Genomic DNA, 25,387 nt, shown 5'->3' with positions numbered 1-25,387 from the left:
ATATTTGCTCTTTGTGGGAGGATTATTAAGTGGTACTATTCATTATTAAGCGTATTATCAGTTCCATTCCAATATTATTAGGAGTAACATTACTTATTTTTATACTTTTACATATTGTTCCCGGGGACCCGGTGACCTTGATGATGAATGACCATGTTGATCCGGATACTATAGCGCGGGTACGGGCGCAAATGCATTTGGATGAACCAATATATATCCAGTATTTTAATTTTATATGGGATGCACTGCATGGAGATTTTGGCGTTTCTTATAAAATGAACAGGCCTGTTGCGACATTACTATGGGATGCTTTTCCTAATACCTTAGTATTGGCAACGGCGGCGATGATTTTTTCCTGGGTAGTAGGAGTTCCGGCAGGAATATTGTCTGTTGTTAAAAAATATTCTGTTATTGATTATTTTTTTATGGGTAGTGCGTTGCTCGGTGTATCGATGCCTGTTTTTTGGTCAGGTCTTTTATTGCAGTACATTTTTGCTTTTACACTTGGTTGGCTGCCTGTTTCGGGCTTTGATAATATACTTTGTCTTATTATGCCTGCAGTGGTTTTGGGGTGGGGGGCAGCAGGGACGATTGCCCGTCTAACTCGTTCCAGCTTGCTGGAGGTTATGGGTAATGATTATATTCGAACAGCTAGAGCCAAAGGCTTGTCAGCGATTGCTGTTCTTTTTAATCATGCGCTTAAAAATTCATTTTTACCGGTAGTCACAGTTATGGCGATCCAAGTAGCTTCCATGCTTTCGGGATCAGTTATAACTGAGACTATTTTTAGCATTCCGGGAATAGGGCGTATTGCGGTTAACGCCATTCAAACTAGAGATTTGCCGCTATTACAAGGCTCCATCCTTTTTACGACCATTTTGGTTATTTTAGGTAATCTAGCAGCTGATATGATGTACTTTTTCTTAGATCCACGCATTAAAAATAAATGAGGGTGAACACATGGAATCGCAACTACAGGCAATAGAGCAACCACAATATGTTGAGGAATCGTTTTTGACCGAGCTAATGCAATCATTACAGCAAAATAAAAGCGCTTTAGCTGGCTGCATAGTATTATTGATATTTATTAGCGCAGCTGTGTTGGCGCCTTATATAGCGCCATACGATCCTTACCATGTGGATATGAGTCAACAATTTCAGAAACCTTCTGCCCAATATTTACTGGGTACAGATATGTTCGGCCGTGACATTTTAAGTAGAATTATCTATGGATCGAGAATATCGTTAGTGATTGGTTTGGTGCCAACAATAATCTCCATGATGATCGGAACAATGCTGGGACTGATAGCCGGTTATTATGGTAAGAAGACCGATTATATTATTATGAGAACAGCCGATGTTGTTATGGCTTTTCCTTCGTTGCTGTTGGCGATGGTGGTAATGTATACATTAGGAGCAAGTCTGCTGAACATCTTCATTGCCATAAGCCTGGTCAACTGGGCGGGAACAGCCAGGGTCGTCAGATCGCAAACACTCGTATTGAAAGAAAAAGAATTTGTCGAAGCAGCTAAAATAATGGGTGTAAAGAATTGGGTGATACTGGTACGGCATCTGTTGCCTAATTGTATTCCTTCTTTGCTGGTGCTGTTTACATTGGGTATTCCTGAGGCTATTATGGCAGAAGCAACCTTGAGCTTTTTGGGTGTGGGCGCACAACCGCCTATGGCCAGCTGGGGTCTCATGGCTTCATCGGGAAAGGAATTTTTGTTTATGGCTCCCTGGATAGCCATTGTACCAGGAGTCGCGATATTATTAGTGGCGTTGGCTTTTAATTTCCTGGGAGACGGTTTGCGAGACGCTCTGGATCCATATCTAAAACAGTAAGCGTTTGGGGGCAATGTTCATGGCAGAAGATAGTGCAGTGATTGATGAGCACAAGATAAATGGTACAGCTATAGCTCAAAAGGATACGATGCTAACAGTAACAGGCCTTAAAACCTATTTTTTTACCAAAAAAGGTGTAATTCCTGCGGTTGATGATGTAAGCTTTACGGTAAAAAAAGGACGAATCGTTGGTATTGTCGGCGAATCTGGTTGTGGCAAGAGCATGACAGCATTGTCCCTCATGGGCTTGGTGCCTGCTCCGTCAGGAAAAATTGTAGCTGGCAGTATTATTTTAGATGGAAAAAATTTAGTGGGTTTGACCGAAAAAGAAATGTGCCAAGTCAGAGGCAATGAGATGTCAATGATTTTTCAAGAGCCAATGACCTCGTTAAACCCTGTTTATACAGTGGGTAAACAGGTGATGGAAGCAGCAATCCTCCACCAACAGCTAGGTAAGGTCGAGGCGAAAGAAAAAGCTCTTGAAATGTTCAAGTTAGTAGGCATACCAGAGCCACAAAAGCGACTGGACGCGTATCCTCATCAACTTTCTGGCGGCTTGCGCCAGCGAGTGATGATTGCGATGGCGCTTTGCTGCAGGCCGAAGCTGTTAATAGCGGATGAACCAACTACAGCGCTTGATGTTACTGTGCAGGCCCAAATTTTGCAATTGATGAAAAAATTGCAGGCCGAACTTGATTCCGCAATTGTGCTGATTACCCATGATATGGGAGTTGTGGCCGAGGTTTGTGATGATGTTACGATTATGTATGCAGGGAAAATTGTAGAACAGGCCAATGTTTTCGAACTGTTTGACAATTGTTTGCATCCTTATACAGCCGGTTTGCTAAAAGCGCTGCCTACCCTCCGGAAAAACGGCGAGCGGCTTTACAACATACCAGGTATGTTGCCAAACTTGCTGCAGTTGCCCAAAGGCTGTAGGTTTTTTCCCCGCTGCGAATCTGCCTCGGCTATCTGTGCGGAACAAGAACCAGACTTGGTGGATGTCGGCCAGGGACATTTGGTTCGCTGCTTAAAGTATCGTGGTTAGGGAGTGCTTACTGTGGGCGATATACTTATTCAAAGCAAGAATTTAAAAAAATACTTTTTTGATACAGGCGGTTGGTTGAGTAAACAGAAAAATATTGTTAAGGCTGTAGATAATGTTGATTTAGAAATAGTTCAACATGAAACGTTGGCCTTGGTAGGTGAATCAGGCTGCGGTAAAAGTACGTTGGCGCGATTGCTGATTAATCTATTGCAGCCGACAGACGGAGAAGTTCTTTATAAAGGCGAAAATATCTTTAATCTACGAGCTGAGGCAGCTAACCAGTTCAAAAAACAGGTGCAATTTATTTTTCAGGATCCGTATGCCTGTCTCAATCCGCGGATGAAAGTTGTCGATATTATTGGCGAGCCGTTGACAACACATCAGCTGGCCACAGGTAAGAACAAGGAAATTAGGGTCGAACAATTAATGAACCTGGTGGGATTAAGACAAGAATTTATGAATCGGTATCCCCACCAATTTAGCGGCGGACAACGTCAGCGCATCGGTATCGCCAGAGCCTTGGCGTTAAATCCGGAATTGTTGATTTGTGATGAGCCAGTATCGGCGCTTGATGTTTCGATCCAATCACAAATTCTCAATTTGCTCAAAGATTTGCAGGCACAGTTTGGGTTGACTTACTTTTTTATCTCTCATAATTTGAGTGTGGTACGTTATATGGCTGACCGTGTGTGTGTGATGTTTTTGGGGAAAGTTGTCGAACTAGGAAATTGTGAAGAGATATTTGAGCAGCCACTGCATCCGTATACATCATTTTTGATGAATGCGGCACCAGTGCCAAACCCTAAGCTGCGCAATCGGGCAAGACTGCTGTTGGAAGGGGAGGTGCCTAGTCCCATGAATCCGCCGCCGGGTTGTAGATTTCACACCCGCTGTCCCTATGTACAAGAAATTTGTCGGGTAGAGGAACCAAAGTTAGCGGACTATGGCGGGAGAAAATGTGCTTGTCATTTTTCTCTAACCTAAACAAAAAGGCACTTAGGTTAAGGGTTTTATAGATGTCTATTTAGAAATTTTAGGGAGGGGTTTTAGTGAGTTACTGTAAAAAAATGATCGCGATCGCTATTGTTTTATGTTTTTCGTTTGTATTTATGACAGGTTGTTCACTCATGAATAAATCCACTAGCAAAAACACACTAAGAGTGGCGGCCATAAATGATCCGGGGACTGCCGATGCTCAGCTGACTACGGAAGAATATAATTTGCCGCTAAATATCTTTGAACGACTGGTGGAAATAAAAACGAGTGCACCAGGGGTATCAGAAATGGTCCCCGGGCTGGCAGAAAAATGGGATATTTCTGCTGACGGCAAAGTATATACCTTTCACCTGCGGCAAGGGGTTAAGTTTCATAATGGCGAAGAACTTACCGCTGATGATGTAGTATATACCGTCGACCGGATGCTCAATCCCAAAACCAAAGCCTTAAATTCCGATTTTTTTGATATGATTGCCGGTGCAAAAGAACGGATGGAGGGTAAGGCCGATACTACTGCCGGCATAAAAGCTGTTGATAAGTATACTGTTGAAATTACCTTAGCCCAGCCGTTTGCTCCATTTTTAGCCAATCTGGCCACACCGGCAGCGTCTATTTATAACCGTAAAGCTACTGAAGCGGCAGGAATACAGTTTGGGTTAGATCCCGAAAAAACGGTGGGTACAGGGCCGTTTAAACTCAAAGAATGGAAGGTTAACGACCATATTACGATGGTTGCCTATGACCAGTATTGGGGCGGGAAAGCAGCTCTGGACGGCATTATTATAAAAATTGTGCCAGACGCAGATACGCAAAAAATGCTGTTTGAAACAGGCGAACTAGATGTATTTAACTGTGATTTGGCCAGAACACAGATTCCTTATTTTGAGGGCAGTGATAAATGGAAAAGCCAAATTGTTAAAGGTCCAAGAGTAGGTCTCTATTATTATAGTATGAATCAAAATATCAAACCTTTTGATGATGTACGCGTCAGAAAGGCGTTCCAAATGGCGATTAATCGTCAGGAGCTGCTTGATAAACTATATTTTGGCAAAGGGAAATTAGTGAATACCATCATGCCGCCAGGTTTGCTAGGCTATAATCCGAATGCTTCGCAAATTGCGTATGATCCGCAAAAAGCCAAACAATTGTTGGCGGATGCGGGATATCCCGATGGCTTTAGTATGGTGATTGCACACGTGTCAGACAGGCCGGAAGCACTTCGCGTCAATGAAGCTGTCCAGGCAATGCTGAAGCAAGTTGGCATCACTGTAGAAATTAAGCAAATGGATAGAGCCGCATTATTATCTACCAGGAAACAAGGCCAGTTGCCAATGTATATGGATATATGGTCGGCTGATTTTAATGATCCGGATAATTTCGTTTATACATTTTTTGCGCCCCGTAATTCGATAGCACGCTCCTATAACTATAAAAATGAAACAGTAGCTGGGCAGTTGGAACAAGCACGGAAAATGACCAATCAGGAAGAACGCTATAAGCTGTATCAAGAAATGGAAAATCAGATTGTCATTAATGATGCTGCTTGGTTACCACTCTTTTCGCCAGAACATCTATTTGTGGTTCAACCAAGAGTGAAGAACTTTAAAGTGGCTTGGAATGGCTGGGGTGATATGCCGTACTATGGTATCAGCCTGGAAGCAGCAAAATAAAGGAAAATTAGCGCTCGTTCTTTGTGACGAGCGCTTTTACTTATAATATAAACGGTAAAATAGATGGAGGACTATTATTATGAATGTATTGCGACAAAATTTAATTAATTCACTGAACGAGGGCGGCCCTGTCACTGGGGTAGCGGTGTGTTATCAATCAAAGCAGGACTTGGCAGAGGCCATAGCAAAACTGCTGCCCTATCAGGTGTATGTGGTAAATACTGTGACACCATCACTGGCAGACCAGCAATGGTGTGATAGTGTGAGTCATGTTATCGAGGTATATGAACCCGATAAGCCGGGGTATGAAAAATGTAAATTGGAACGCATTCGCATGCTTCAGCGGGGATGTCGAATACTGAGCTTATTTGACTGGCAAAAAAGTTATTTGTCAGATGCTTTTTGGGGCAAGACGAACTATCGAGAACTGGCGTTGCAGTTAGCACAAATAAAAAAAGCGCTGGAAGGGGTGGATACAATCCATATTACCTCGGCGTTAGGTACCGATATTTCCTTTGGCGTTACCGGACGGCAATGGATTGCTGCTGATGGTATCTGCAGCAGCAGTCACTTGGCGCAACTGCCAGATGGTGAAATTTATACCTGCCCGATTGAAGAATCGTTCAATGGAGTGCTGGTAATTGACGGTACAATTACGCGTTCGTGGCTGCCAGCTAAGCCACAAAGACTGGTGTTTGAGCAGGGGCAGCTTATGGAGTGCTCATCAGAGTTTCGAAAATATATTGCACCGTTTGAGCCAGCGATTAACATGATTGGTGAGTTTGCACTAGGGTTTAATCCAGCTTATCAGCAAAGCATGCACAATATTTCAGTTGATGAAAAAGCAGCTGGCACCGTGCATTTTGCTCTTGGCGACAGCTATAATTTAGGAAAAAATCAGTGTAATTGTCATGTGGATATGGTTATTTGCCACCCCAAGATTAGTACATTTCCAGCTATCGACCTGCCCTACTTTTAGTATGGGCAGTGCATAGCGGAGTTCATTTTGCTAGAAAAAGATAATGCCTAACAAGGAGTTACCTGGAATAGTGAAGAAATATTATGTGTATAGTATTGACAGATTAGTTGGCGAGAGCGATTAGAACTTTGACTTTTGGACATAGTATAGAAAGGAATGGTTAGACTGAAGTTATTCTTTAACCAAGAAAATGAAGTAGATATTAGTGGATTAAACAATAAATCTACCGTGCAAGACTTTTTCGATGGTGTTGATGAGTTTTTCACTGAGAATCCATTGCCATGTGATGAATGCAAGCAAAATTGCTGCAAAGGCAGATTTAAAATCAATATGGACAGTATCAGTGCTAAAAAGATATCCAAAGGAAAGGTTGAACGCATAATTCCCAAATTGTTTGTTAACGCAGGCGAAAATAAACTAGAGATTTTCATGGTCGCCGGGAACAAGAAATGCCGTCATTTGAATGGTTTGTCGCGATGTCTTATTTACCAAGAGCGACCAGCAAGTTGTCGGACGTATATCTGTATTCCGAAAAGTATTTGTTATAAAATCCTCGATGCGGCCATTGTTGCGGAAATGCATCACGCAATGCGTGCCGAATTTCTTGATGTGGTTATAAAAGACCGGACAACCCCGCCAGGAGCTATTGAGCCTGCCAAAGCATTGCGCCAAGAAATAATAAGCACAAGCGTAGCATACGGGTGCAACAATTATAACGAAATCTTGCTTAAGGATTGCGTACGATCTGATTTTGCACATTCCAACGTATCACAAGAAGAAGCCCGCTTGTTTCATGAAATCATCAATAGAGAAGAAGTTTAGCACATAAATACTGTGTTTCCATAAAAAAAGTATAAAAATTGGATTACCACTTTGAATTTGCGAGAAAATTATGGTATAATGATGATGTATAGACATAATGTTAGTACTTGAGAGTTGACAGATTAATTAAAGGTGAATTTGCAAGGTCATGGATTGCCATTGCTATGCAAATTAGGATTTTTATTCGGAAATTTCAAGTAAGAAACATAGATTGTCTGTAAAAGATGGTCTATGTTTTTGTCGTAATATAGGTGGGTAATTATGGAAAGGTGGGATTTTACAGTGCCAACATTGATAAAACAGACACGAGAAATAAATCAACTGTTACAAAAAACCGAAAAAGTGAATTATAGTGAGGTTACTAAGCTCCTCAGCAGGTGTATGGCAGCTAATGTTTATCTTATTGGGAAAAAAGGTGCAATTATCGGTTATGCTTTGCATAAAGAATTTGAATGTGGAATCATGCTGGAGGACGTATTAGAGCAAGGGTCGTTTCCCGAAGAATATATGAAAACGCTGAGAAGTGTACGTGAAACTACCTGCAATATTCGACTTAAGAGCGGTTGCTGTGTGTTTAATGAACAAATAAAATGTCCTGTTGATGGTGAAAAGTACACACTGGTAGTGCCTGTTGTTGGAATTGGTAAACGTCTGGGCTCTTTACTTATTGCAAAGTTTTATGAGGAATTTACTGAAAATGATCTTGTGCTGGCCGAGTATGGTGCCACAATGCTTGGTATGGAATTACTTCGGGGCCGGGTTGACCGATTAGAGGATGAGACCCGCAAGCGAACTACTGTACAGGTGGCTTTAAGTACACTTTCTTATTCTGAGCTTGAAGCGGCAATGAATATTTTGAGTGAACTTGATGGCAATGAGAACTTGATTGTGGCCAGCAAAATTGCTGACAGGGCTGGAATCACCAGGTCGGTCATTGTCAATGCCTTGAGAAAACTTGAGAGCGCAGGCGTGATTGAGTCCAAGTCGCTAGGCATGAAAGGTACCTATATAAGAATTCTCAATGATTACTTGATTGAAGAGTTTAATAAGAAAAAACACTGAGGTAAGTAGTAAATATAGGGGACGATTATTTGATTTGAATATACATATTCAAATTAATAATCGTCCTTTTGTGTTTCTTAGAAAAAAATATATGTACAACAAACCTTTGACATTAAAAGTAAATGTAGATATTATTGAATTATAGTATGTAATTTTCGACTATTTTAATTTTTAAAACAGTTGATGGGGGATAACGTGCGAATTAAGCTGATTGGCTGTCTTTCTACTAAGAATGAAGTGCTAGATATGGGATTTTCCTCCCCAGTTGACTGTGATTTTTTAGACTTTACCTTACATGCATTTCCAGACCAATTGCATAAGGAACTGCAGCGTAGAATTGATGCGTCCCAAGATTATGACTTGATTATTCTAACTTATGGGAGATGCTCTCATGCTGTAGCGGGGCTGGTATCTGCCAGGGTGCCTTTGGTACTACCTAAGGCCCATGATTGTATTAGCTTATTGCTAGGTTCCGATTTACGGCGGCAAGAACTGTCTGAGGAGAATCCAGCAGTCTACTATTTTAGTCAGGGCTGGCTGGAATATGCGCGGGATCCTTATGCGGAATATCTGGAATATGTTGATATCTACGGGGAAGATACTGCGAAATACCTGATTGAAACTCTCTATGGCATGTACCGGGAAGCCGTGTTTATCAGAACAAGTTGTGAGGAGGAAAAACTGGAGCAATGCAGGCAGAGGGTTAAGCAGATTGCTGAATTTTTTGCCTGGAAGGTCAGCGAGATAGTGGGGGATCTTGCATTATTGAACGCAGTTCTTACCAGGAAGCAGCAGGCGGATGTTATCTGTGTGGCTCCTGGCACACCACTAATATTGGAGGAGGGGAACAGTTATGCAGATTAAAGTTAATTCTGAATCGTTGGTTGTGAAAGACGGCGAAAGCCTAATGGTGACCTTACTTCGCTATAACCAACCCGTAACTAATATTTGCAATGGGCAGGGGTCTTGTGGGAAATGTAAAGTACGAATACTAAGTGGCGTGCCAGAGCCATCAGAACTTGAATATCAAAAACTTAGTGCCGGGGAGCTTGCTACTGGAGTGCGGCTTGCTTGCCTGGTTCAGCCTCAGCCAGGAATGGCGGTGGTCTGCGGCGCTACTGGTAATGTTGATAGGAAGGAAGGACTCTTGTTTATTGAGCAGGCAAGCAGCGAGTATTGCGGTTTACGCCAGGTGCAGCTTAATCTTGACCAACCGACGCTTGCCGATGAGCGGGGTGACTGGAACCGACTGTTGGCAAAATTGCAGGAGACTTGCTCGCTTACTGACTTAAAAATTGGGTTGTCACAGTTGCAAACCCTGGCTCCGTTACTAAGACAAGAAAATTTTGCTGTTACGGCTGTTGTGTGGGAACAGCAAATTCTGACTGTTCTACCAGGGACGGAGCAAGTACCTGTTTATGGTGTGGCGATTGATATTGGTACAACCAATATTGCTGTTGCATTGTACAATTTAGAGACTGGCGCTATGGTCAAGTTGGCGGCGGCAGAGAATGGCCAGACACGTTATGGAGCTGATGTTATTTCACGTATTGAATTTGCCAATAAGGGGGCGAGTAACCGTAATTTACTACAAGAGGCGGTTAACGGTACCATTAATGGTTTATTAAACAAAGTGTGTACTGCAGCAGAGATTGCGAGCAACCAAATTTACAAGGCGGTTGTGGTGGGCAACACTACAATGCATCATTTGTTTCTAGGTCTTGATGTCTCTTATTTGGCGCTTTCTCCTTTTGTGTCGGTGTGTAATGCGGATTTAGAGTTTGATGCTACCGAGGTTGGGCTTGCTTTACACCCACAAGCTAAAGTCATCATGTTTCCCAATGTAGGAGGTTTTGTTGGCGGGGATACGTTGGGAGCTATTCTGGGGTCAGAGGAACTCCTAGCGACAGGGCGCCATTTGCTGATAGATATTGGTACAAACTGTGAATTGTACTTACAAGACGGAAAAAAAATGTGGGCGTGCTCCACCGCTGCCGGTCCTGCCTTTGAAGGTGCGGGAATTACGTATGGCATGCGGGCTCAGCCTGGTGCTATTGAGCGGGTGGCTATTGATGAACAGGGCGTGTCTCTCGCGGTCATAGGTAATGGAGCGGCCACCGGTATTTGCGGGTCAGGACTCATTGAAGCAGTGCAGCAAATGCGTAAGGCCGGGATCATCAGTCAATCAGGAACCATCAATGACCCTAATGATCCGGAGGTGCAAGCTGAGCTGGTGCCCGAACTGTTAAAGCGTATTCGCGATGGTCAACAGAACCGGGAGTTTGTCTTAGCCTATAATCCAGGCGGTGATGATATCGTTTTAACCCAGCGTGATATCAGCCAACTGCAATTGGCAAAAGGTGCAGTTTGTGCCGGTATTCGGACGCTATTGGAAATTGCCGGACTGGGTGTGGCGGATTTAGATTCAATAGTATTGGCGGGAACCTTTGCTACCCATCTCAACTTAGCAAGCACGGTGGATATCGGACTTATTCCACAAGTGAGCTTACATAAATTGAAGACGGCAGGAAATGCTGCCCATGCCGGAGCGGTGAAGGCTTTGCTTGACCAACGAGCGTTTACTAACTTGCGGCGGCAGGCTGATACTATTGAGCACGTAGAGTTGGGAGGAAGCGCTACCTTTAGTATGTATTTCATGGATAGCATGTACATAGAACCTTGTAAGATATAGTGTCCTGCCAGGTGGGCAGTGTAGTCGTATTTTTTTAGATTGGGGTGTTGGAAACTGATGGTCAACAGGAATTTAGCTGACCTTCAATATCTTGAAGAGATATTGGATAATTTTTCCAAATCAACCGGTCTACATGTGGCAATAGTAAATAAAAACGGAGAATCTTTTGGGCTTTTTGATACTGCTGAGCGTTGCGGCTTTTGCCGCTATATCCGCAGCAAGTCTAGCGGGATAGCCAAATGCCGGGCTTCATATAAGCAGGCTACACAGGAAGCATCCAAGTGGGAAGAACCGTATTTTTTTCGCTGCCGTGCTGGACTGGTTATTTGGGCAGTACCTATCAGTTTACGTGGTATTTCATTGGGGAGTATTATTTGCAGTCAGGTGCTGTTATGGAAACCGGATCGTTTTTTCTATCAAGAACTTCGCGAATTGAACCCGGAAGTGGATGATTTTTCTGAAATGGAAAAGAAGGTAGGACAACTGGATATCATTTCTCCGGTACGTTTTCAAGCGGCCGCTGATGTTTTGTACGTTACTGTCAATCAGCTGATGAAGCGGGATTTGCGCGTTTTGGAGAATGTTGAGACTTATAAGATGCAGCAGCGTATCCATAAGGAATTGGAAGACCGTAAACTGCAGAAAACCTCCGCAACCAAGGAAGGCGATGATTATGGAACCTATTTACATCGCGAGCGGAGCTTTCTTCGCTATATTCGGCTTGGTGATAAACCACGGGCTGAAAAGAATCTGCATACGCTGTTAACCAAGCTTTTTGTAAAAGCTACCGGCGAGCTGACGACGATAAAAATGCGCATTAGTGAATTAGCGACATTGACTTCCCGGGCTGCTGTAGAAGGTGGCGCTGAAGCAGAACTCGTGATGGTAGTACTAGATAAATTCAATGAAAAGCTTAATGATTGCCAGCGTATGGAGGATTTCTTTTTACACATGCAAAAATTGGTTACCGTATTGTTGAACAGCAGTGTGTCACTTGAGGATAAGAAACATTATGGATTGGTGAATGAGGCTAAAGGTTTTATTCTGGAAAACTATTCACGGCCGATTAAAATTGACGATGTGGCTGCACAACTATTTATTAGTCCTTCGCACCTCTCACGGTTGTTTCGCCAAGAACTTAACTGTACTGTTAATGACTATATTACCAGAGTGCGGGTAGAGCAAGCTGTTGAACTTATGAAGAAGCCGGAGTTTAGCGTTGCTCAAGTCTCCCAGGCGGTCGGTTTTCAAAGCCAAAGTTATTTTGCCAAGGTTTTTTCAAAACACATTGGTGTTGCGCCGTTGATTTATCGTAACAGCTTGTCTTAACTGGAGGGATGGTCATGATTTATGCCGAGATAGCTGAAAAGGTCAAGACTGGTGAGGCGGAAGCCGTGATGGAACTATGCCGTAAAGCGTTGGCGCAAGGCTATCCTTCGCTGGCTATTCTTGAAAAGGGACTTATTTTGGGGATGGACCAGGTTGCCGATAAATATAGTCACCGCCGGGTTATCGTGCCTGAGGTATTGATGTCTTCGCGGGCGATGCATGCCGGCCTGTCTGTTGTGGAACCGCAGTTGAAGTACAAAGCAAAGCGCCCGAACGGTACTATTGTAATCGGCACGGTAGCAGGAGACTTGCATGATATTGGGAAAAATCTGGTGAAGCTAACCGTAATGAGTACAGGTGCCCATATTGTTGATTTGGGAATTGATGTAACTCCGCACCGATTCCTCCAGGCTGTAGAAAAAAACAAAGCGGAGATATTGATGATGGCTGCGTTGTTGACTACGACTATGCCTGGCATGAAAAAGGTGATTAACGCGCTAGATGAGGCCGGTATGCGCAAAGGCCTAATTGTTGCCGTAGGCGGCGCTCCACTGGATGAAGCCTTTGCCCGGGGGATTGGCGCCGATTGTTATTTTAGATGTGCTAAAGATGCTAAAAGCTTTCTGGAAAATAATCTAAATAAAATAGTGCTGCGACGAAAATTAGCTACATAAACCATAAAAATTACAGAAAATGTAAACAGCTAGCCTTTAATGATTAGGGTAGCTGTTTTGTTTTTTATAGTTTTAATTAGCTGAAGTTAGTAGAAGTTAGTAAGTGTACTCGAGAAAGGATCTATATAAGTCTTTTTCTTCACGTAGTGGACGATGCACGGATTGTACTCAAAAGAGCAGTAATGAAGCGAATTTTCAGAATAAGAACAGTGCTATAATGAAATCAGTCAAAGGGAATATGTGGTAATAGGTGATCAAAAACAAAAACTATAAAACACGAGGAGGAAGAAAAATGGATTTACAACAGCTTTCACTCTACGTACAAAAAGGGAATGGTGCCAAGGTTAAAGAAATGGTATCTGAGGGCTTAGCACAAAAAGTATCTCCTAGTGAAATATTGAATGCCGGATTAATTGAGGCTATGGCGGTAATCGGGGAAAAGTTCAAAAATAACGAAATCTATGTACCTGAAATGTTGATGGCCGCAAAAGCAATGAATCAAGGGATGCAGGTATTGGAACCAGTTTTAACCGCTACTGGCGTCAAACCTATTGGTAAGGCAGTTATTGGTACTGTTAAAGGCGACTTACATGATATCGGGAAAAATTTAGTCCGTATGATGCTCAAAGGTGCTGGTATTGAAATGTACGACTTGGGTATTGATGTATCGGCCCAGGCATTTTTAGACAAGGCCAAAGAGGTTGGCGCCGACATGATTTGTCTTTCAGCATTGCTAACTACAACAATGCCTTATATGGATAGTGTAATCAAGGAATTCGAAAAAGCCGGTGTACGTGGCCAGTATAAATTCATGATTGGTGGAGCTCCTGTCAGCGAAGCTTATGCTAAGAGCATAAATGCCGACTGTTATGCAGACGATGCTGTTGTAGCAGTTGATGTTGCTAAAAAAATGTTGGCTAGTCGATAATAAAATTTAAGAGGGGGTATATCGAGATGGCAAAGACTTTTGACAAAATAGCGTATAATTCGTTAAACGATTTTGTATATGGTTGCGCACCTAATCCTGTTAAATGCAAAAATGGCATGGTTATCGGCGGCGGCGAGGTTTATCCGGAACTTAACTTTACATTACCACCCATGGAACTTACTGCAGCCACTATGCCAGAGGTCAAAGAAATATATACCGAAATGATTAACGGAGTATTAAAAAGAGCCCACGAATTGTATGCACCCGGAATTGTTGTGGAATTTGAAATGTTGCCAGAAATGACTCTTGTACCTGAATGGGGCATAGAAGTCACCAGCATTCTTCACAATGCAATGGCTGAATTTGAAGCTAAACATGGCATGAAAACCGCTTTACGTGCTACCCCAGGCGATGTACGCGAATTTAAACGTCCGCCAATGATGCGCAGTGGAGAAATTTTTGATAATGTTCTTAAAACATTTGAAGGTTCAGCTAAAGCTGGCGCAGATTTCTTGGCCATCGAAACAACTGGCGGTAAAGAAATCCATGATGACGCTCTTGTAAATGCCGATTTGACCAAAGTGATTTTTGCTTTAGGCATTATGGGCTGCCGGGATATGAAATTCATTTGGGAACATATCGTACGGATAGCAGGAGAAAATGGTTCGATAGCATCTGGCGATACCGCTTGCGGTTTTGCTAATACCGCGATGGTTTTAGCCCACAAAGGATTTATTCCTAATGTATTTGCTGCGGTAGTACGGGTAGCCAGCGTGGCTAGGGGCCTTGCCGCTTATGAAGCCGGTGCTGTTGGTCCGAATAAGGACTGTGGTTATGAAGGCGTATACGTTAAAGCTATTGCTGGTACACCTATCGCTATGGAAGGAAAATCAGCAGCTGGTGCTCATTTAAGTGCTGTTGGTAATGTTGCCGCTGCTGTCTGCGACTTGTGGAGTAATGAATCTATCACCCCAGTTCGTCTCTTATCAGATATCGGCCCTGTCGTTGGTATTGAACAACTGATTTATGACTGCCGCCTGATGAATTTGGCTAAGAAAAAAGGCTATGGTATTACCTTCAGAGACTTACTTGCTGAATCCGATTCCCCATTTGATCCTCAAGCTTATGTACTTCGTCCTGATGTTGCCTTCGAAATTAGTAAGGAATTGGTTAAAGCCAAAACTCCTTTCTTGAGAACCAAAGCTGGTGCTAAATTGGCTATTGATGCTATCAGAAAAGCTGTTGACACCAAAGAAGTGTTTATTGCTGAACGCGAGAAAAATTGGCTGGATATTATGGATAGCCAAGTGACAGCTATTCCTGATGACGAAGAAAAATTCTGGCATGAAATTAAAGGCGAGTTAGATCTATCTACCTTTATTCCTTCTGAATACGGTCTTAAATAACGAATTGCTTGTTTGAACCATTATCAGAAATCAGCTGAAAAAGCTGAAAACGTAGCAGAAGGAGGATAAACATGATAGTTGTTGGTGAGTTAATTAACTCCAGTCGCAAAGCCATCGCGGCAGCTATTGAAGCCAAAGATGCTGCCGCTATTCAAAAAATAGCCAAAGACCAGCTGGAAGCGGGAGCAAACTATATTGACGTTAATGCTGGTATCTTTGTAGGCAAAGAGGCAGAGTATCTTAAATGGCTTGTAACAACAGTGCAAGAAGCGGTAGATGCGCCCTGTTGTATTGATAGTCCAGATCCGAAGTGCGTAGAGCAGGCGCTTGCTGTTCATAAGGGAACAGCGATGGTCAATTCAATTTCTTTGGAAAAAGATCGATATGATGCGTTATTGCCGGTTGTTGCCGGAACTGATCTCAAAGTTGTTGCTTTATGCATGAGTGATGAGGGAATGCCTGAAACCACGGAAGCCAGATTAAGAATTGCGGATAAGTTAATTAATAGTTTGGTTCAAAACAAAATACCGTTGGATAATATCTATGTAGATGCCTTGGTTCAACCAGTAGCGACTAATGATTCTTTCGGAATTGAGTTTATAGATGCTATCCAGGCTATTACCACTAAATTTCCGGGAGTTCATACTATCTGTGGCTTATCAAACATTTCTTACGGATTACCTAACCGTAAATTTATGAATCAAATGTTCGCGGTTATGGGGATTGCCAAAGGATTGGATGGATTAATTATTAACCCGCTGGATAAGGCCATGATGGCTAGTATTGTTACAGCTGAAACACTGGCTGGCCGGGATAATTTTTGTTGCAACTATCTGGAGGCTCATCGCCGGGATGCTTTTATCTGGTAGCCGTATAGATGTGAGGGGGTTGTCTCCAATATATGGAGATAGCCCCTTTACAGTATAAAGTAAGACTTAGTTTCAGGTGGGGTTTCAACCCCTCCCCATCTGAAGTTTAGTCAAATAACTTCCAGGGAAGTAGCTCTAGACTCCCACTTACCACCAAGTGGGAGTCTTAGAGCAACTTGGTATTAGGAAAGCCAGGTAACCTTACTTTCTGTCAGATTCCGCGAGTCTATGGGAGGAGAAACCTATGCGTATTTTGCTCTTTGGCGGTTTTTTAGGATCTGGTAAGACTACGACTATTTTACAGATAGCCAAATACCTAACTACCATACGCCAGGAAAAGGTAGTCATTGTTGAAAATGAGATTGGTGCAGCGGGAGTTGATGACAAACTTTTTGCTAATAGTGGTTTGCAAGTAAAGTCGTTATTTGGTGGCTGTGTTTGCTGCCAGATTACCAGTGACCTAATAAGTACCATTGATGAAATTAATGAGACAATGAACCCGGACTGGGTGATAATTGAAATGACAGGTCTCGCATATCCCTCAAAGACGGCCATGTCGCTGAAAAAATATAGTAAAGTTTACTCAGCTTTTAAAACTATAACTATCGTTGATCGTGGACGATGGTCAGAGTTGATCGCCATGTTAAAACCGCTTGTTCTTGGACAGATAACCGGCAGTGATCTCATTATTCTTAATAAAGTTGATCTTGCTGGTGAAGCTATAGAGAAAATTGAAAGAGAGTTGCATGAAATTGATGAACACCTGAAGGTTGTGATTACCAGCGCAGCCAAGGATTTATCCTTGGCCGTACTTGAGGAGGTCGTTTGCTGTGAATAGTGAAGCTACCATTTTTAGCCGACACTATTGCGTTTTTTTTGAAAAGTCTCTGACAACCGTGCAAATGGAAATTTTATTGCGAGAATTTATGATGTCAATTGGCAGGACAATGTCCCGTTACGGGACTATTTTGGGGCATATCAAACTGCTAGCCAAATTATCGGAACTAGCGGTAGAACATTATCTTTTTTTGTCGCTTACCACTTTGGATAACGTGAATGTAATTCCTTCAAAATGCTGGTCTAATGCCAGTGGTGTTAGTTTAGATTGTGTAGAATTAGATGTAAACGTTTTGGTTTTCGGTCATACAATGAATGAAGTTGAAGTACAGGTGGATAGTGCATTAAAAAAACTAGGGCGAGGAATATAAGAAATATTAGGGAGGAAGCAACGGATGAAGTTTGGTGATAAGGTACGATATATTCGTAATAGATTTTCTCTTACCACTGAACAATTAGCTAAGATTTTGAATGTAACTCAGTCGTACATATCACATATTGAAAATAATCGCAGGCAGTTAAGTCGTGATAAAATAGTAATTTTGGCAAGAGAACTCAACACTCCTATAGAGTTTTTCTTGTGCGATGACCTGAAAACGTTGGAGGAAATCGGGGCTGAAGAAAAATTCAAAGCAATGCTACATGATGAAAAATATTATAGCTATTTTGTCATAGTGAATAAAGCTGTGGATGCCAGTATTAGTCCTGATGAATTAGATCAGGCCATAGAATTTTTAAAAAATTATAAGGCACGGGAGCAAATGTCCCCAACTAGTTGAAAAAGAAGTAAAAAATTCTGAGCTTCGCGCCCGATGAAAGAGAGGTAGAAGCTAATTCAAGTCAATAATCGTCCCCAATTAGTTAGGTTAATTGCAGGATAAAGCCACCCTTCTAGTTGTTAGGGTGGCTTTACTATTTGTTAAAATCTATGTCAGCTTGTGAAGCGGCTCATGGTTTCGAAAATTGCAGTCAAGTTTATAAGGCACGAACACTAATGATTGTCCATTCGCCACCGTAGGTGCGTTCTAAGAGTACATTATATAGTGCGCCAGTGTCTTGTTTACGTACTTCAACGAGCGCCCTGCGATTGGATATGGTAAGCAGAGAAAAAGAATCACGGGAAGAATCAAAGCCATAGCTGGCGGCACTGGCTTTCACATAATCAACAGGACCATTGATGGAATAGGCATATTCATGACGGTTATTATTGTCACTCCGATAATAAATCTTGCCGTCCTGATACCAGCCCTGGTTTTCGTCAGGACTTGGCCAGCTATACTTGTGTTGATGCCAACCATGTCCTGGTGGGCGCGAATCTTTAGTGACCTGTAATGCCTGTTCGGTTTTTATAGGAGGCGGATTTGAGGGTGCTTCAGCAGCTAGGGCCTTAGTGACAGGGATACCAGACAATACTGCACCTGTCATGATTGCGGCGCCCATTAGAGCGGCGGCGCGATGTTTGCATTTGAGTCGCAATTGCTTACGCTTAACGGAATTCTTTCCCATTATTTTCACCTCCTCAGCTGTATTTAATTATAGTATTTCGGATTTTTAGATCAAAACTCTTGGTAAATATAGCAATATGCAGCTGACGCGTTACGGAGTTAATAGGGATTTTAATACTAAGTCGAGATATTTGTAGCGAAAGTCCTGGTCAGAGTAATCAAACTGTGCTAGGATTTTCATTTTGTCTCCCACTAATATCGGAAATTCCAAACTGCTGAACATTTGGAAGATCTTCATTGTTAATTCAGTTTCAGCTACGTTTGCCCGGGTGATTTCCCGCACAGAACCTTTTAACTTATGTAAGCCTGTTTGCTTTATAAACTCAATATACTCAAATGACGCAGATGATTCATGCAATACTTGCTCAATGAAATTGCGGAAAAAATCCGGATATTCCAGGGTATAATCGGCATAGCTTCTAAGAAAATTTCTAATCCTTTCCTCTGGTGGTGTCTCAAAGTCATCAAGATAATTAAAAGAACTCATCAACGTACTGGTAAAGGTTTTTAAGGCTTCGTTAATAACCATGTCTTTAGAACCAAAATAGTAGTTTATGGCGGCTAAATTAACATCTGCCAAGGCTGCAATTTTTCGACAGGTAGTATGATGGATGCCATTTGCACCAATAAGCTTCAAGGTGGCATCCAGAATTTTTTCTTTAGGTGTTGGTTTAGTTTGTGAGTTTATTGTCAATGGTTTCACCTCGTTAGCGTACACCTTGTTTAATTCTTGTTTTGGCTACAGCCAGCATTAATTTTATCCGGTTAAGCTGGTTAACCTCACTGGTCCCAGGGTCATAATCGATAGGAACAATATTGACATCAGGGTAACTGTATCGCAATTCGTGGATCATACCTTTGCCAGTAATATGATTTGGTAAGCAGGCAAACGGTTGCAAACATACAATATTATGTACTCCGCTGTTAATGAGCTCGACCATCTCGCCAGTCAGCAACCAGCCTTCCCCTGTGAGATTTCCCAAGGATAGATGCTTGGATGCCAATTTGGCAATATGTTCTATACTAAGCGGTGGCGTAAAACGCTTGCTGCTCTTTAGCGCTTGGCGGAGGTGCCGGCGATAAAATTCAACAACCTTGATAAAGAATGCGCCTTTTATTTTGTTCATCAAACGGCCTGCTAGCAGATCGTAGTGCACCTTGTTGTCATAAGCGCAGTACAAGAAAAAGTCCAACAGATCAGGCACAACGGCTTCAGCGCCCTCTTTTTCTAACAGAGTCACAAGATTATTGTTTGCAGTTGGATGATATTTTACCAGGATTTCACCAACCAGGCCGACACGTGGCTTAGTTTGCTGTTCATCAAGTTCAAGTATGTCAAAATCCCTGACAATGCCAAATATATTATTTTTAAAGTTGTGTTTAGTATCAATTTGCATGTCCTGCCTGCACTTCGCAGACCAAATATCGCACAGCTTTTGCGCCGAACCAGGGGATTTTTCATAGGGTCGTACCCGGTATAGTACCCGCATCAACAGGTCACCATAAATAATACTAATGATCAGGCTTTCTAACAAGGAAAAAGTCAGAGACAAGCCGGACGGTCCGCCCAAAGTGAGCACCGGGACCTGAGGCATGCCGGCATCTTGCAAAGCTTTACGGGCAATAGCTACATAATTGGTTGCCCGGCAACCGCCGCCAGTTTGAGCTAATATAACTGACGTAGTAGCTAAGTCATATTTTCCGGATTTCAAGGTCTGTAATAATTGTCCCACAACAATAATAGTAGGGTAACAGGCATCATTATTAACAAATTGCAATCCTTCATCAATGGCTGTTTGATTGGGGGCGGGAAGTACTACTAGTTGATAACCGGCTTTTTGGAATCCGGGTTCTAAAAATTGAAAATGAATAGGAGACAGTTGTGGTGCCAGGATTGTATGGCGTTGTTTCATTTCGTCGGTAAAGGCCGGTGGGCAGGTGGCTGCCTGTTCTTCTGACTGGTGGGCAAGAAAAATTCGCCCCTTCTCCTGTAGAGCTGCCAGCAGGGACCGTATCCTGATTCTGGCGGCGCCGAGATTATTGATTTCATCCAGTTTAACCACTGTGAATATGCGGTGGTGAGCTTCAAGAATTTCTTTTACCTGGTCAATAACAATGGCATCAAGACCGCAGCCAAATGAGTTAATTTGGATTAATTCCAGATTAGGCTGTCTGGCAACAAAGCTGGCTGCTGCATATAAACGTGAATGATAGGTCCATTGATCAACAACTCGGAGCGGTCTGGGTACTGGTACTAAATGTCGGATGGCGTCTTCAGACAATACAGCCAGCCCAAAGGACTGGATGAGTTCAGGCAACCCATGATTAATCTCGGGATCAATATGATAAGGTCTGCCAGCCAAAACAACTCCCTTACAATTGTTGTTAGCCATGTAGGTAAGTGCAGCTTGACCTTTTGCACGGATAGCGGCTTTATACTGGTCAAGTTCGTTATAGGCCGCATCGACTGCTAGAGCAAGCTCAAACCGGGCAATGTGTTCTGACGCTAGTTCTTGCATTAGCCTATTAATTAAGCGGTCACGATTATTGAGCGGCAAAAAGGGATGAAGAAATACTATGTCTTTGTCGCGAAAGGCATCCATATTAGACTTGATGTTTTCTGGATAAGACGTAACAATCGGGCAGTTATAGCAATTGTCGGCTGTCAGGTCTTCCTGAAGGTTGTAAGGGATGCAAGGATAAAATATTTTTTTTATTCCTTTTTTGAGTAACTGGCTGATATGGCCATGAGCAAGCTTGGCCGGGTAGCAAATGGAGTCAGAGGGAATGGTTCCCATGCCTAGCTCATATAGCTGGCGGGAAGAGCGGCCAGACAGAATGACCTGGTAACCAAGCTTGGTAAAGAAGGTAAACCAGAATGGGTAATCCTCATACATATTAAGTACCAGGGGAATACCGATAGTTCCGCGTCGCGCCAGTGAATCAGGCAAAGGTTGATACTGAAACAGTTGTTGGTATTTATAGGCATAAAGATTAGGCAAGTTATCGTTTGCTTTAGCCTTGCCAACGCCACGTTCGCAGCGGTTGCCAGCATGATATTTTTGTCCACTGGGAAAGCACTGTGTAGTAATCAGGCACTGGTTACCGCAACCTTGACAGCGGTGATTGGAGGTATGAGTGGAAAAACCAGCAAGCTCAGCCGCCGCCAGCAGTGTAGTGGCTGTAGCTGAGTCATACCGTTCCTGGGCAAGCAATGCTGCGCCGAAGGCACCCATAAGACCGGCTATGTCCGGGCGGATAACTTCCCGACCGATGGTTTGCTCCATAGCCCGCAGAACCGCGTCATTATAAAAAGTACCGCCCTGGACTACAATGTTGGTGCCTAATTCGTCCCTGTTTTTCAAACGAATGACCTTAAACAAGGCATTCTTTATTATGGAGATGGCAATTCCCGCTGAAATGTCACCAACTGCGGCCCCTTCTTTTTGAGCCTGCTTGACCTTGGAGTTCATAAAAACCGTACAGCGACTACCGAGATCAACTGGTTTTTCTGCTTGGAGGGCAAGCTGTGAAAATTCGGCTGCTGTCATATTCAGAGCTTGGGAAAAGGTTTCAATAAACGAGCCGCAACCGGCAGAACAGGCTTCGTTGAGCATGATAGAAGTAATGAAGCCATCTCGCACAAAAAAGCTTTTCATATCCTGTCCGCCAATATCCAGCACAAAAGTAACATCAGGCAAAAAATGCTTTGCCGCTCTGAGATGGGCCACAGTCTCGACTTCGCCAATGTCTACCTGTAAAGCAGCCTTAATGAATTGTTCACCATACCCGGTAACTGCCGAATAAACAATCTGGGTATTGCCATTCAGTCGCTGATACATATCGTTAAGTGCTGCAATTATCGTCGCTAACGGCTTCCCCTTGTTACTGCCATAATAGGAATACAATAAGCTGCCGTTTTCACTGATAAGCGCGAGCTTAGTTGTCGTTGAGCCGGCATCAATTCCTAAATAGGTTTTGCCGGCATAACTAGTTAAATTTGCTCGTTTAACAGCACAGTTTGCGTGTCTGGCAGCAAATTGCTGATACACTTCTTTAGTAGCAAACAGGGGAGATAATGGGTTGTCATTCTCTAGACGCAATTTAAACAAATGGGGGGATTTTGCACGTAAGCGTTCGTAGGAAACAGGCTCTTCATGCAAGGCCAGGGCGGCACCAATCGCTACAAAATATTGCGAACAGTCCGGATGCAATACTTGGTCAGGCGTTAAGCCTAAGGTTTCTATAAATCGCTTTCTCAGTTCTGATAAAAAATACAAAGGGCCACCTAGAAAAGCTACTTTGCCGCTAATCACCCGTCCTTGCGATAAACTGCTAATAGTTTGATTTACTACCGCCTGCAGAACCGAAGCGGCAATATCTTCTTTAGAAACACCTTCATTCATCAGTGCCTGCACATCGGTTTTGGCAAATACACCGCAACGGGAAGCAATCGGATAGAGTGTGCGATAGTTTTGCGCAAGTGTATTTAACCCTAAGGGATCAGTCGCTAAGAGTGCTGCCATATGATCAATAAAAGCACCAGTGCCACCGGCACAGACACCGTTCATTCGTTGTTCGAGGGTGTTGTCAAAATAGGTAATTTTTGCATCTTCCCCACCAAGCTCAATGGCGGTGTTGGTATTGGGGATAAGATACTTAACTGCAGTGGTGGAGGCGATTACCTCCTGGACAAATGGCAGTTCAAGCATCTTGGCAATACCAATACCTGCCGATCCTGTAAGCATAACAGATGTTAAGGTTTGCCGCAGGATATGCTGAGCCTTGGTTGCCACAACCTGAAAAGCAGTTGTTATATCAGAGAAGTGCCTGAGATATTGCTGGAAGATAATGTTGTTTTGCTCATTAAGAATAACCATTTTTATTGTTGTTGAACCAATATCAATACCAATGCGCAGAGTTTTATCCATTTTGTTCCCTCTCTCCCATTACTAAACAAAAACGTTGCAGTAATTTTAAGAATCACATAATAAATTAAACACTGTTTAAATTTATTATATCCTTGGTACTAGAAAATGACAATTGGTTTAATAGCATACAATTCTTAATTAACAAAAAAATCTGCTAATTTGCAGATTTTTTGTTTTTGATAAAAAGGTTAGCAGGTGTTTTTGGGATTTTTGTCGAAAGTAAGAAAATATAGTAATTACCTAATATTACCGGAGGTGGTATACATGTCGATTATGGACTTAATCGAAAAAGGGAAAAAAGAGCGTAAGCAAAAGAAACAGAAAAAAGCCCTGCAAAATGTAGCGATTGGTGCCGCCATTGGTGTGACAGTTGGAGCAGCCGCTGGCGTATTGCTGGCACCTAAATCTGGCAAAGAAACTCGGGCCAATATTGCTGAGGCCGCTAAAGAACTACCTGAGAGAGCTAAAGAAGTCGTCGAAAAAACTAAAGAAAAAGTTGCAGAGGCCAAGAAGGAAATTGCTGGACGGATAAAATCATCCGATGTTGCTGTAAATGAGGAAGTTCCACAATAACTTTATTTCCACGCAAAAGGGCTGGATGGCCGGGCAGCAAATGCTCGGCCACTTGTTAATTTAGCTGCAGAAAGAAGGGGACAGTTTGTATATCTCATTATACGATGTAGGCTTTTTTATCCTGTTCGTGGTGCTTGTCGTTATTGGTGGATATTTAATCGCGGTTTTGCGGCGAGTGTTTGGTATGCTCGGCTTGGTGCGCGGTATTTTGGATACACATCAAACTGATATCGGTGAAACCGTGTTACTGTTCAAAGAGACGCTTATCAATATTAATGAGCTTACCGTAAGTTTAAAAGAAACTACTGACCAAACGAATAGGGCTGTGCGAGCCCTGCCGGGCGAGTTTACTGATACAGTAGATGATTTGCGAGAAAGTTTCGAGACGTTTGCTCTCTATGCCAGAATTGCTGGCGATGTCGTCAAGGCAGTATTCTCTAAAGCTGCCTAGTGAACAGGATACAGGCCTAATAGAATACAGGCAAACTGATATCATTTTTCTTATGGTATCAGTTTTGATTTTTTTAAAACTGTGGTAGAATTATCAACAAATAGATAACTCTTAATTGAGTAGAGGAGAGTATTACATATGAATACGATGACAAAGAAAATAATTGCTTACTCGATGGTAGGTTTACTGCAACTTGGGTTGGGTGTTTCCGCAAGTGAAGCGGCGCAAAAACATTCTGAGCCGCCGCGCCAGGAGCAAGGCAATGACAGGCAGCAGCAGGAGGAGCAGGAGCGAGATAACAGAATCCAAGCAGAAAACGAACGGCATGAGCGCGAAATGCGTCGTCGTGACAACGAAAGCGAGCAGGAATGGCATGAACGCCAGGCGCAGGAAAATGAAAAACATGACAAAAAGTTAAAAACGATTTCCAAACTTGTTCTGTCTAGATCATCTAATGCGGATGATAACTAGTTGGTTATTTTCAAAGGGCTCTGCTTTCCTGCCTTAGACCAGGAAAGCAGAGTTTTTTTTAATATATCTTATTACTCAAATTACAAAAAGATTAAGGCACTTTATGAGCAATTCGCGATAATTCATTAATAACATTATTTAAAGAGATATTTACAGAGAACCCTGCGTTCCTGCTTTCAGGCAAAAACGCAGGGTTCTTATATATCTTGTGCTAATTTTGTGGTAGAATTTAATGCATATGTTGTTATATATAGTAGTATAAATGGAGCGGCGCATAATACATGTTGTTTATTGCAAAT

At 42.6% G+C, this 25,387-nt stretch carries 24 protein-coding genes; 21 read left to right on the top strand and 3 right to left on the bottom strand.

From position 1 onward, the window contains the following. Nucleotides 1-29 precede the first annotated feature (29 nt). From ACZ449_RS13815 to ACZ449_RS13730, 18 genes are all read left to right on the top strand, one after another. The gene (locus ACZ449_RS13815; RefSeq protein ID WP_464261554.1) at nt 30-950 is read left to right on the top strand and encodes an ABC transporter permease; all 921 of its coding nucleotides are present in this window, start codon (nt 30-32) and stop codon (nt 948-950) included. A gap of 10 nt (nt 951-960) precedes the next feature. Further along, nucleotides 961-1,845, top strand: coding sequence for an ABC transporter permease (locus ACZ449_RS13810; RefSeq protein ID WP_464261553.1), 885 nt, complete (start codon nt 961-963; stop codon nt 1,843-1,845). Between the two features lie 19 nt (nt 1,846-1,864). Further along, nucleotides 1,865-2,893 (top strand): ABC transporter ATP-binding protein, encoded by a 1,029-nt coding sequence (locus ACZ449_RS13805; RefSeq protein WP_464261552.1) that lies wholly within the window; start codon nt 1,865-1,867, stop codon nt 2,891-2,893. 12 nt (nt 2,894-2,905) lie between these two features. Continuing rightward, complete coding sequence (locus tag ACZ449_RS13800) at nt 2,906-3,877, top strand: ABC transporter ATP-binding protein (RefSeq protein WP_464261551.1); 972 nt, start codon at nt 2,906-2,908, stop codon at nt 3,875-3,877. A gap of 65 nt (nt 3,878-3,942) precedes the next feature. Beyond that, complete coding sequence (locus tag ACZ449_RS13795) at nt 3,943-5,559, top strand: ABC transporter substrate-binding protein (RefSeq protein WP_464261550.1); 1,617 nt, start codon at nt 3,943-3,945, stop codon at nt 5,557-5,559. 79 nt (nt 5,560-5,638) lie between these two features. Then, nucleotides 5,639-6,538, top strand: a complete 900-nt coding sequence (locus ACZ449_RS13790) for an aminopeptidase (RefSeq protein WP_464261549.1) — start codon at nt 5,639-5,641, stop codon at nt 6,536-6,538. A 156-nt stretch (nt 6,539-6,694) separates the two neighbouring features. Beyond that, entirely contained in the window at nt 6,695-7,360 is a 666-nt protein-coding gene (locus tag ACZ449_RS13785) for a YkgJ family cysteine cluster protein (protein ID WP_464261548.1), read from the top strand. A 282-nt stretch (nt 7,361-7,642) separates the two neighbouring features. Further along, nucleotides 7,643-8,422, top strand: a complete 780-nt coding sequence (gene codY / locus ACZ449_RS13780) for a GTP-sensing pleiotropic transcriptional regulator CodY (protein ID WP_464261870.1) — start codon at nt 7,643-7,645, stop codon at nt 8,420-8,422. 195 nt (nt 8,423-8,617) lie between these two features. Then, nucleotides 8,618-9,286 carry a DUF1638 domain-containing protein gene (locus tag ACZ449_RS13775; protein WP_464261547.1) on the top strand — a complete coding sequence of 223 codons (669 nt, stop codon included), beginning with the start codon at nt 8,618-8,620 and terminating at the stop codon, nt 9,284-9,286. Beyond that, nucleotides 9,276-11,114, top strand: a complete 1,839-nt coding sequence (locus ACZ449_RS13770) for an ASKHA domain-containing protein (RefSeq protein ID WP_464261546.1) — start codon at nt 9,276-9,278, stop codon at nt 11,112-11,114. The genes ACZ449_RS13775 and ACZ449_RS13770 overlap by 11 nt, the downstream gene beginning before the upstream one ends. Before the next feature lie 57 nt (nt 11,115-11,171). After that, on the top strand, nt 11,172-12,443 hold the full coding sequence (locus tag ACZ449_RS13765; protein WP_464261545.1) for a PocR ligand-binding domain-containing protein: 1,272 nt from the start codon (nt 11,172-11,174) through the stop codon (nt 12,441-12,443). Between the two features lie 14 nt (nt 12,444-12,457). Continuing rightward, nucleotides 12,458-13,117, top strand: coding sequence for a corrinoid protein (locus ACZ449_RS13760; protein WP_464261544.1), 660 nt, complete (start codon nt 12,458-12,460; stop codon nt 13,115-13,117). 292 nt (nt 13,118-13,409) lie between these two features. Beyond that, a complete protein-coding gene (locus ACZ449_RS13755) occupies nt 13,410-14,045 on the top strand; it encodes a cobalamin B12-binding domain-containing protein (protein ID WP_464261543.1) in 636 nt (211 codons plus the stop codon). A 26-nt stretch (nt 14,046-14,071) separates the two neighbouring features. After that, a complete protein-coding gene (locus ACZ449_RS13750; protein WP_464261542.1) occupies nt 14,072-15,451 on the top strand; it encodes a methyltransferase MtaB domain-containing protein in 1,380 nt (459 codons plus the stop codon). A gap of 71 nt (nt 15,452-15,522) precedes the next feature. Next, nucleotides 15,523-16,320, top strand: coding sequence for a dihydropteroate synthase (locus ACZ449_RS13745; RefSeq protein WP_464261541.1), 798 nt, complete (start codon nt 15,523-15,525; stop codon nt 16,318-16,320). 244 nt (nt 16,321-16,564) lie between these two features. Beyond that, nucleotides 16,565-17,158, top strand: a complete 594-nt coding sequence (locus tag ACZ449_RS13740) for a GTP-binding protein (protein WP_464261540.1) — start codon at nt 16,565-16,567, stop codon at nt 17,156-17,158. Next, a complete protein-coding gene (locus ACZ449_RS13735; protein ID WP_464261539.1) occupies nt 17,151-17,528 on the top strand; it encodes a hypothetical protein in 378 nt (125 codons plus the stop codon). Before ACZ449_RS13740 ends, ACZ449_RS13735 begins: the two co-directional genes overlap by 8 nt. 24 nt (nt 17,529-17,552) lie before the next feature. Then, nucleotides 17,553-17,936: a helix-turn-helix domain-containing protein gene (locus ACZ449_RS13730; protein WP_464261538.1), complete on the top strand. Its 384-nt coding sequence runs from the start codon at nt 17,553-17,555 to the stop codon at nt 17,934-17,936. A gap of 196 nt (nt 17,937-18,132) precedes the next feature. Here the strand turns inward: ACZ449_RS13730 and ACZ449_RS13725 are convergent, their stop codons facing one another. The 3 genes from ACZ449_RS13725 to ACZ449_RS13715 form a co-directional block, all read right to left on the bottom strand. After that, nucleotides 18,133-18,663 carry a hypothetical protein gene (locus tag ACZ449_RS13725; RefSeq protein ID WP_464261537.1) on the bottom strand — a complete coding sequence of 177 codons (531 nt, stop codon included), beginning with the start codon at nt 18,661-18,663 and terminating at the stop codon, nt 18,133-18,135. Between the two features lie 90 nt (nt 18,664-18,753). Next, on the bottom strand, nt 18,754-19,356 hold the full coding sequence (locus ACZ449_RS13720) for a TetR/AcrR family transcriptional regulator (protein ID WP_464261536.1): 603 nt from the start codon (nt 19,354-19,356) through the stop codon (nt 18,754-18,756). 13 nt (nt 19,357-19,369) lie between these two features. Then, nucleotides 19,370-23,593, bottom strand: coding sequence for an acyl-CoA dehydratase activase-related protein (locus ACZ449_RS13715; protein WP_464261535.1), 4,224 nt, complete (start codon nt 23,591-23,593; stop codon nt 19,370-19,372). 264 nt (nt 23,594-23,857) lie between these two features. Between ACZ449_RS13715 and ACZ449_RS13710 the strand changes: the two genes are divergently transcribed. The 3 genes from ACZ449_RS13710 to ACZ449_RS13700 all read left to right on the top strand — a co-directional run bounded on the left by ACZ449_RS13710 (nt 23,858) and on the right by ACZ449_RS13700 (nt 25,088). Next, nucleotides 23,858-24,166, top strand: coding sequence for a YtxH domain-containing protein (locus ACZ449_RS13710; RefSeq protein ID WP_464261534.1), 309 nt, complete (start codon nt 23,858-23,860; stop codon nt 24,164-24,166). 85 nt (nt 24,167-24,251) lie between these two features. Further along, nucleotides 24,252-24,617, top strand: coding sequence for a hypothetical protein (locus ACZ449_RS13705; RefSeq protein WP_464261533.1), 366 nt, complete (start codon nt 24,252-24,254; stop codon nt 24,615-24,617). A 138-nt stretch (nt 24,618-24,755) separates the two neighbouring features. Beyond that, nucleotides 24,756-25,088: a hypothetical protein gene (locus ACZ449_RS13700; protein WP_464261532.1), complete on the top strand. Its 333-nt coding sequence runs from the start codon at nt 24,756-24,758 to the stop codon at nt 25,086-25,088. Nucleotides 25,089-25,387: the final 299 nt, after the last annotated feature.

It is taken from the genome of Desulfosporomusa polytropa (assembly GCF_055380075.1).
The sequence above is the reverse complement of the archived record's forward strand: the minus strand, read 5'-3'. Positions and strand labels throughout refer to the sequence as shown.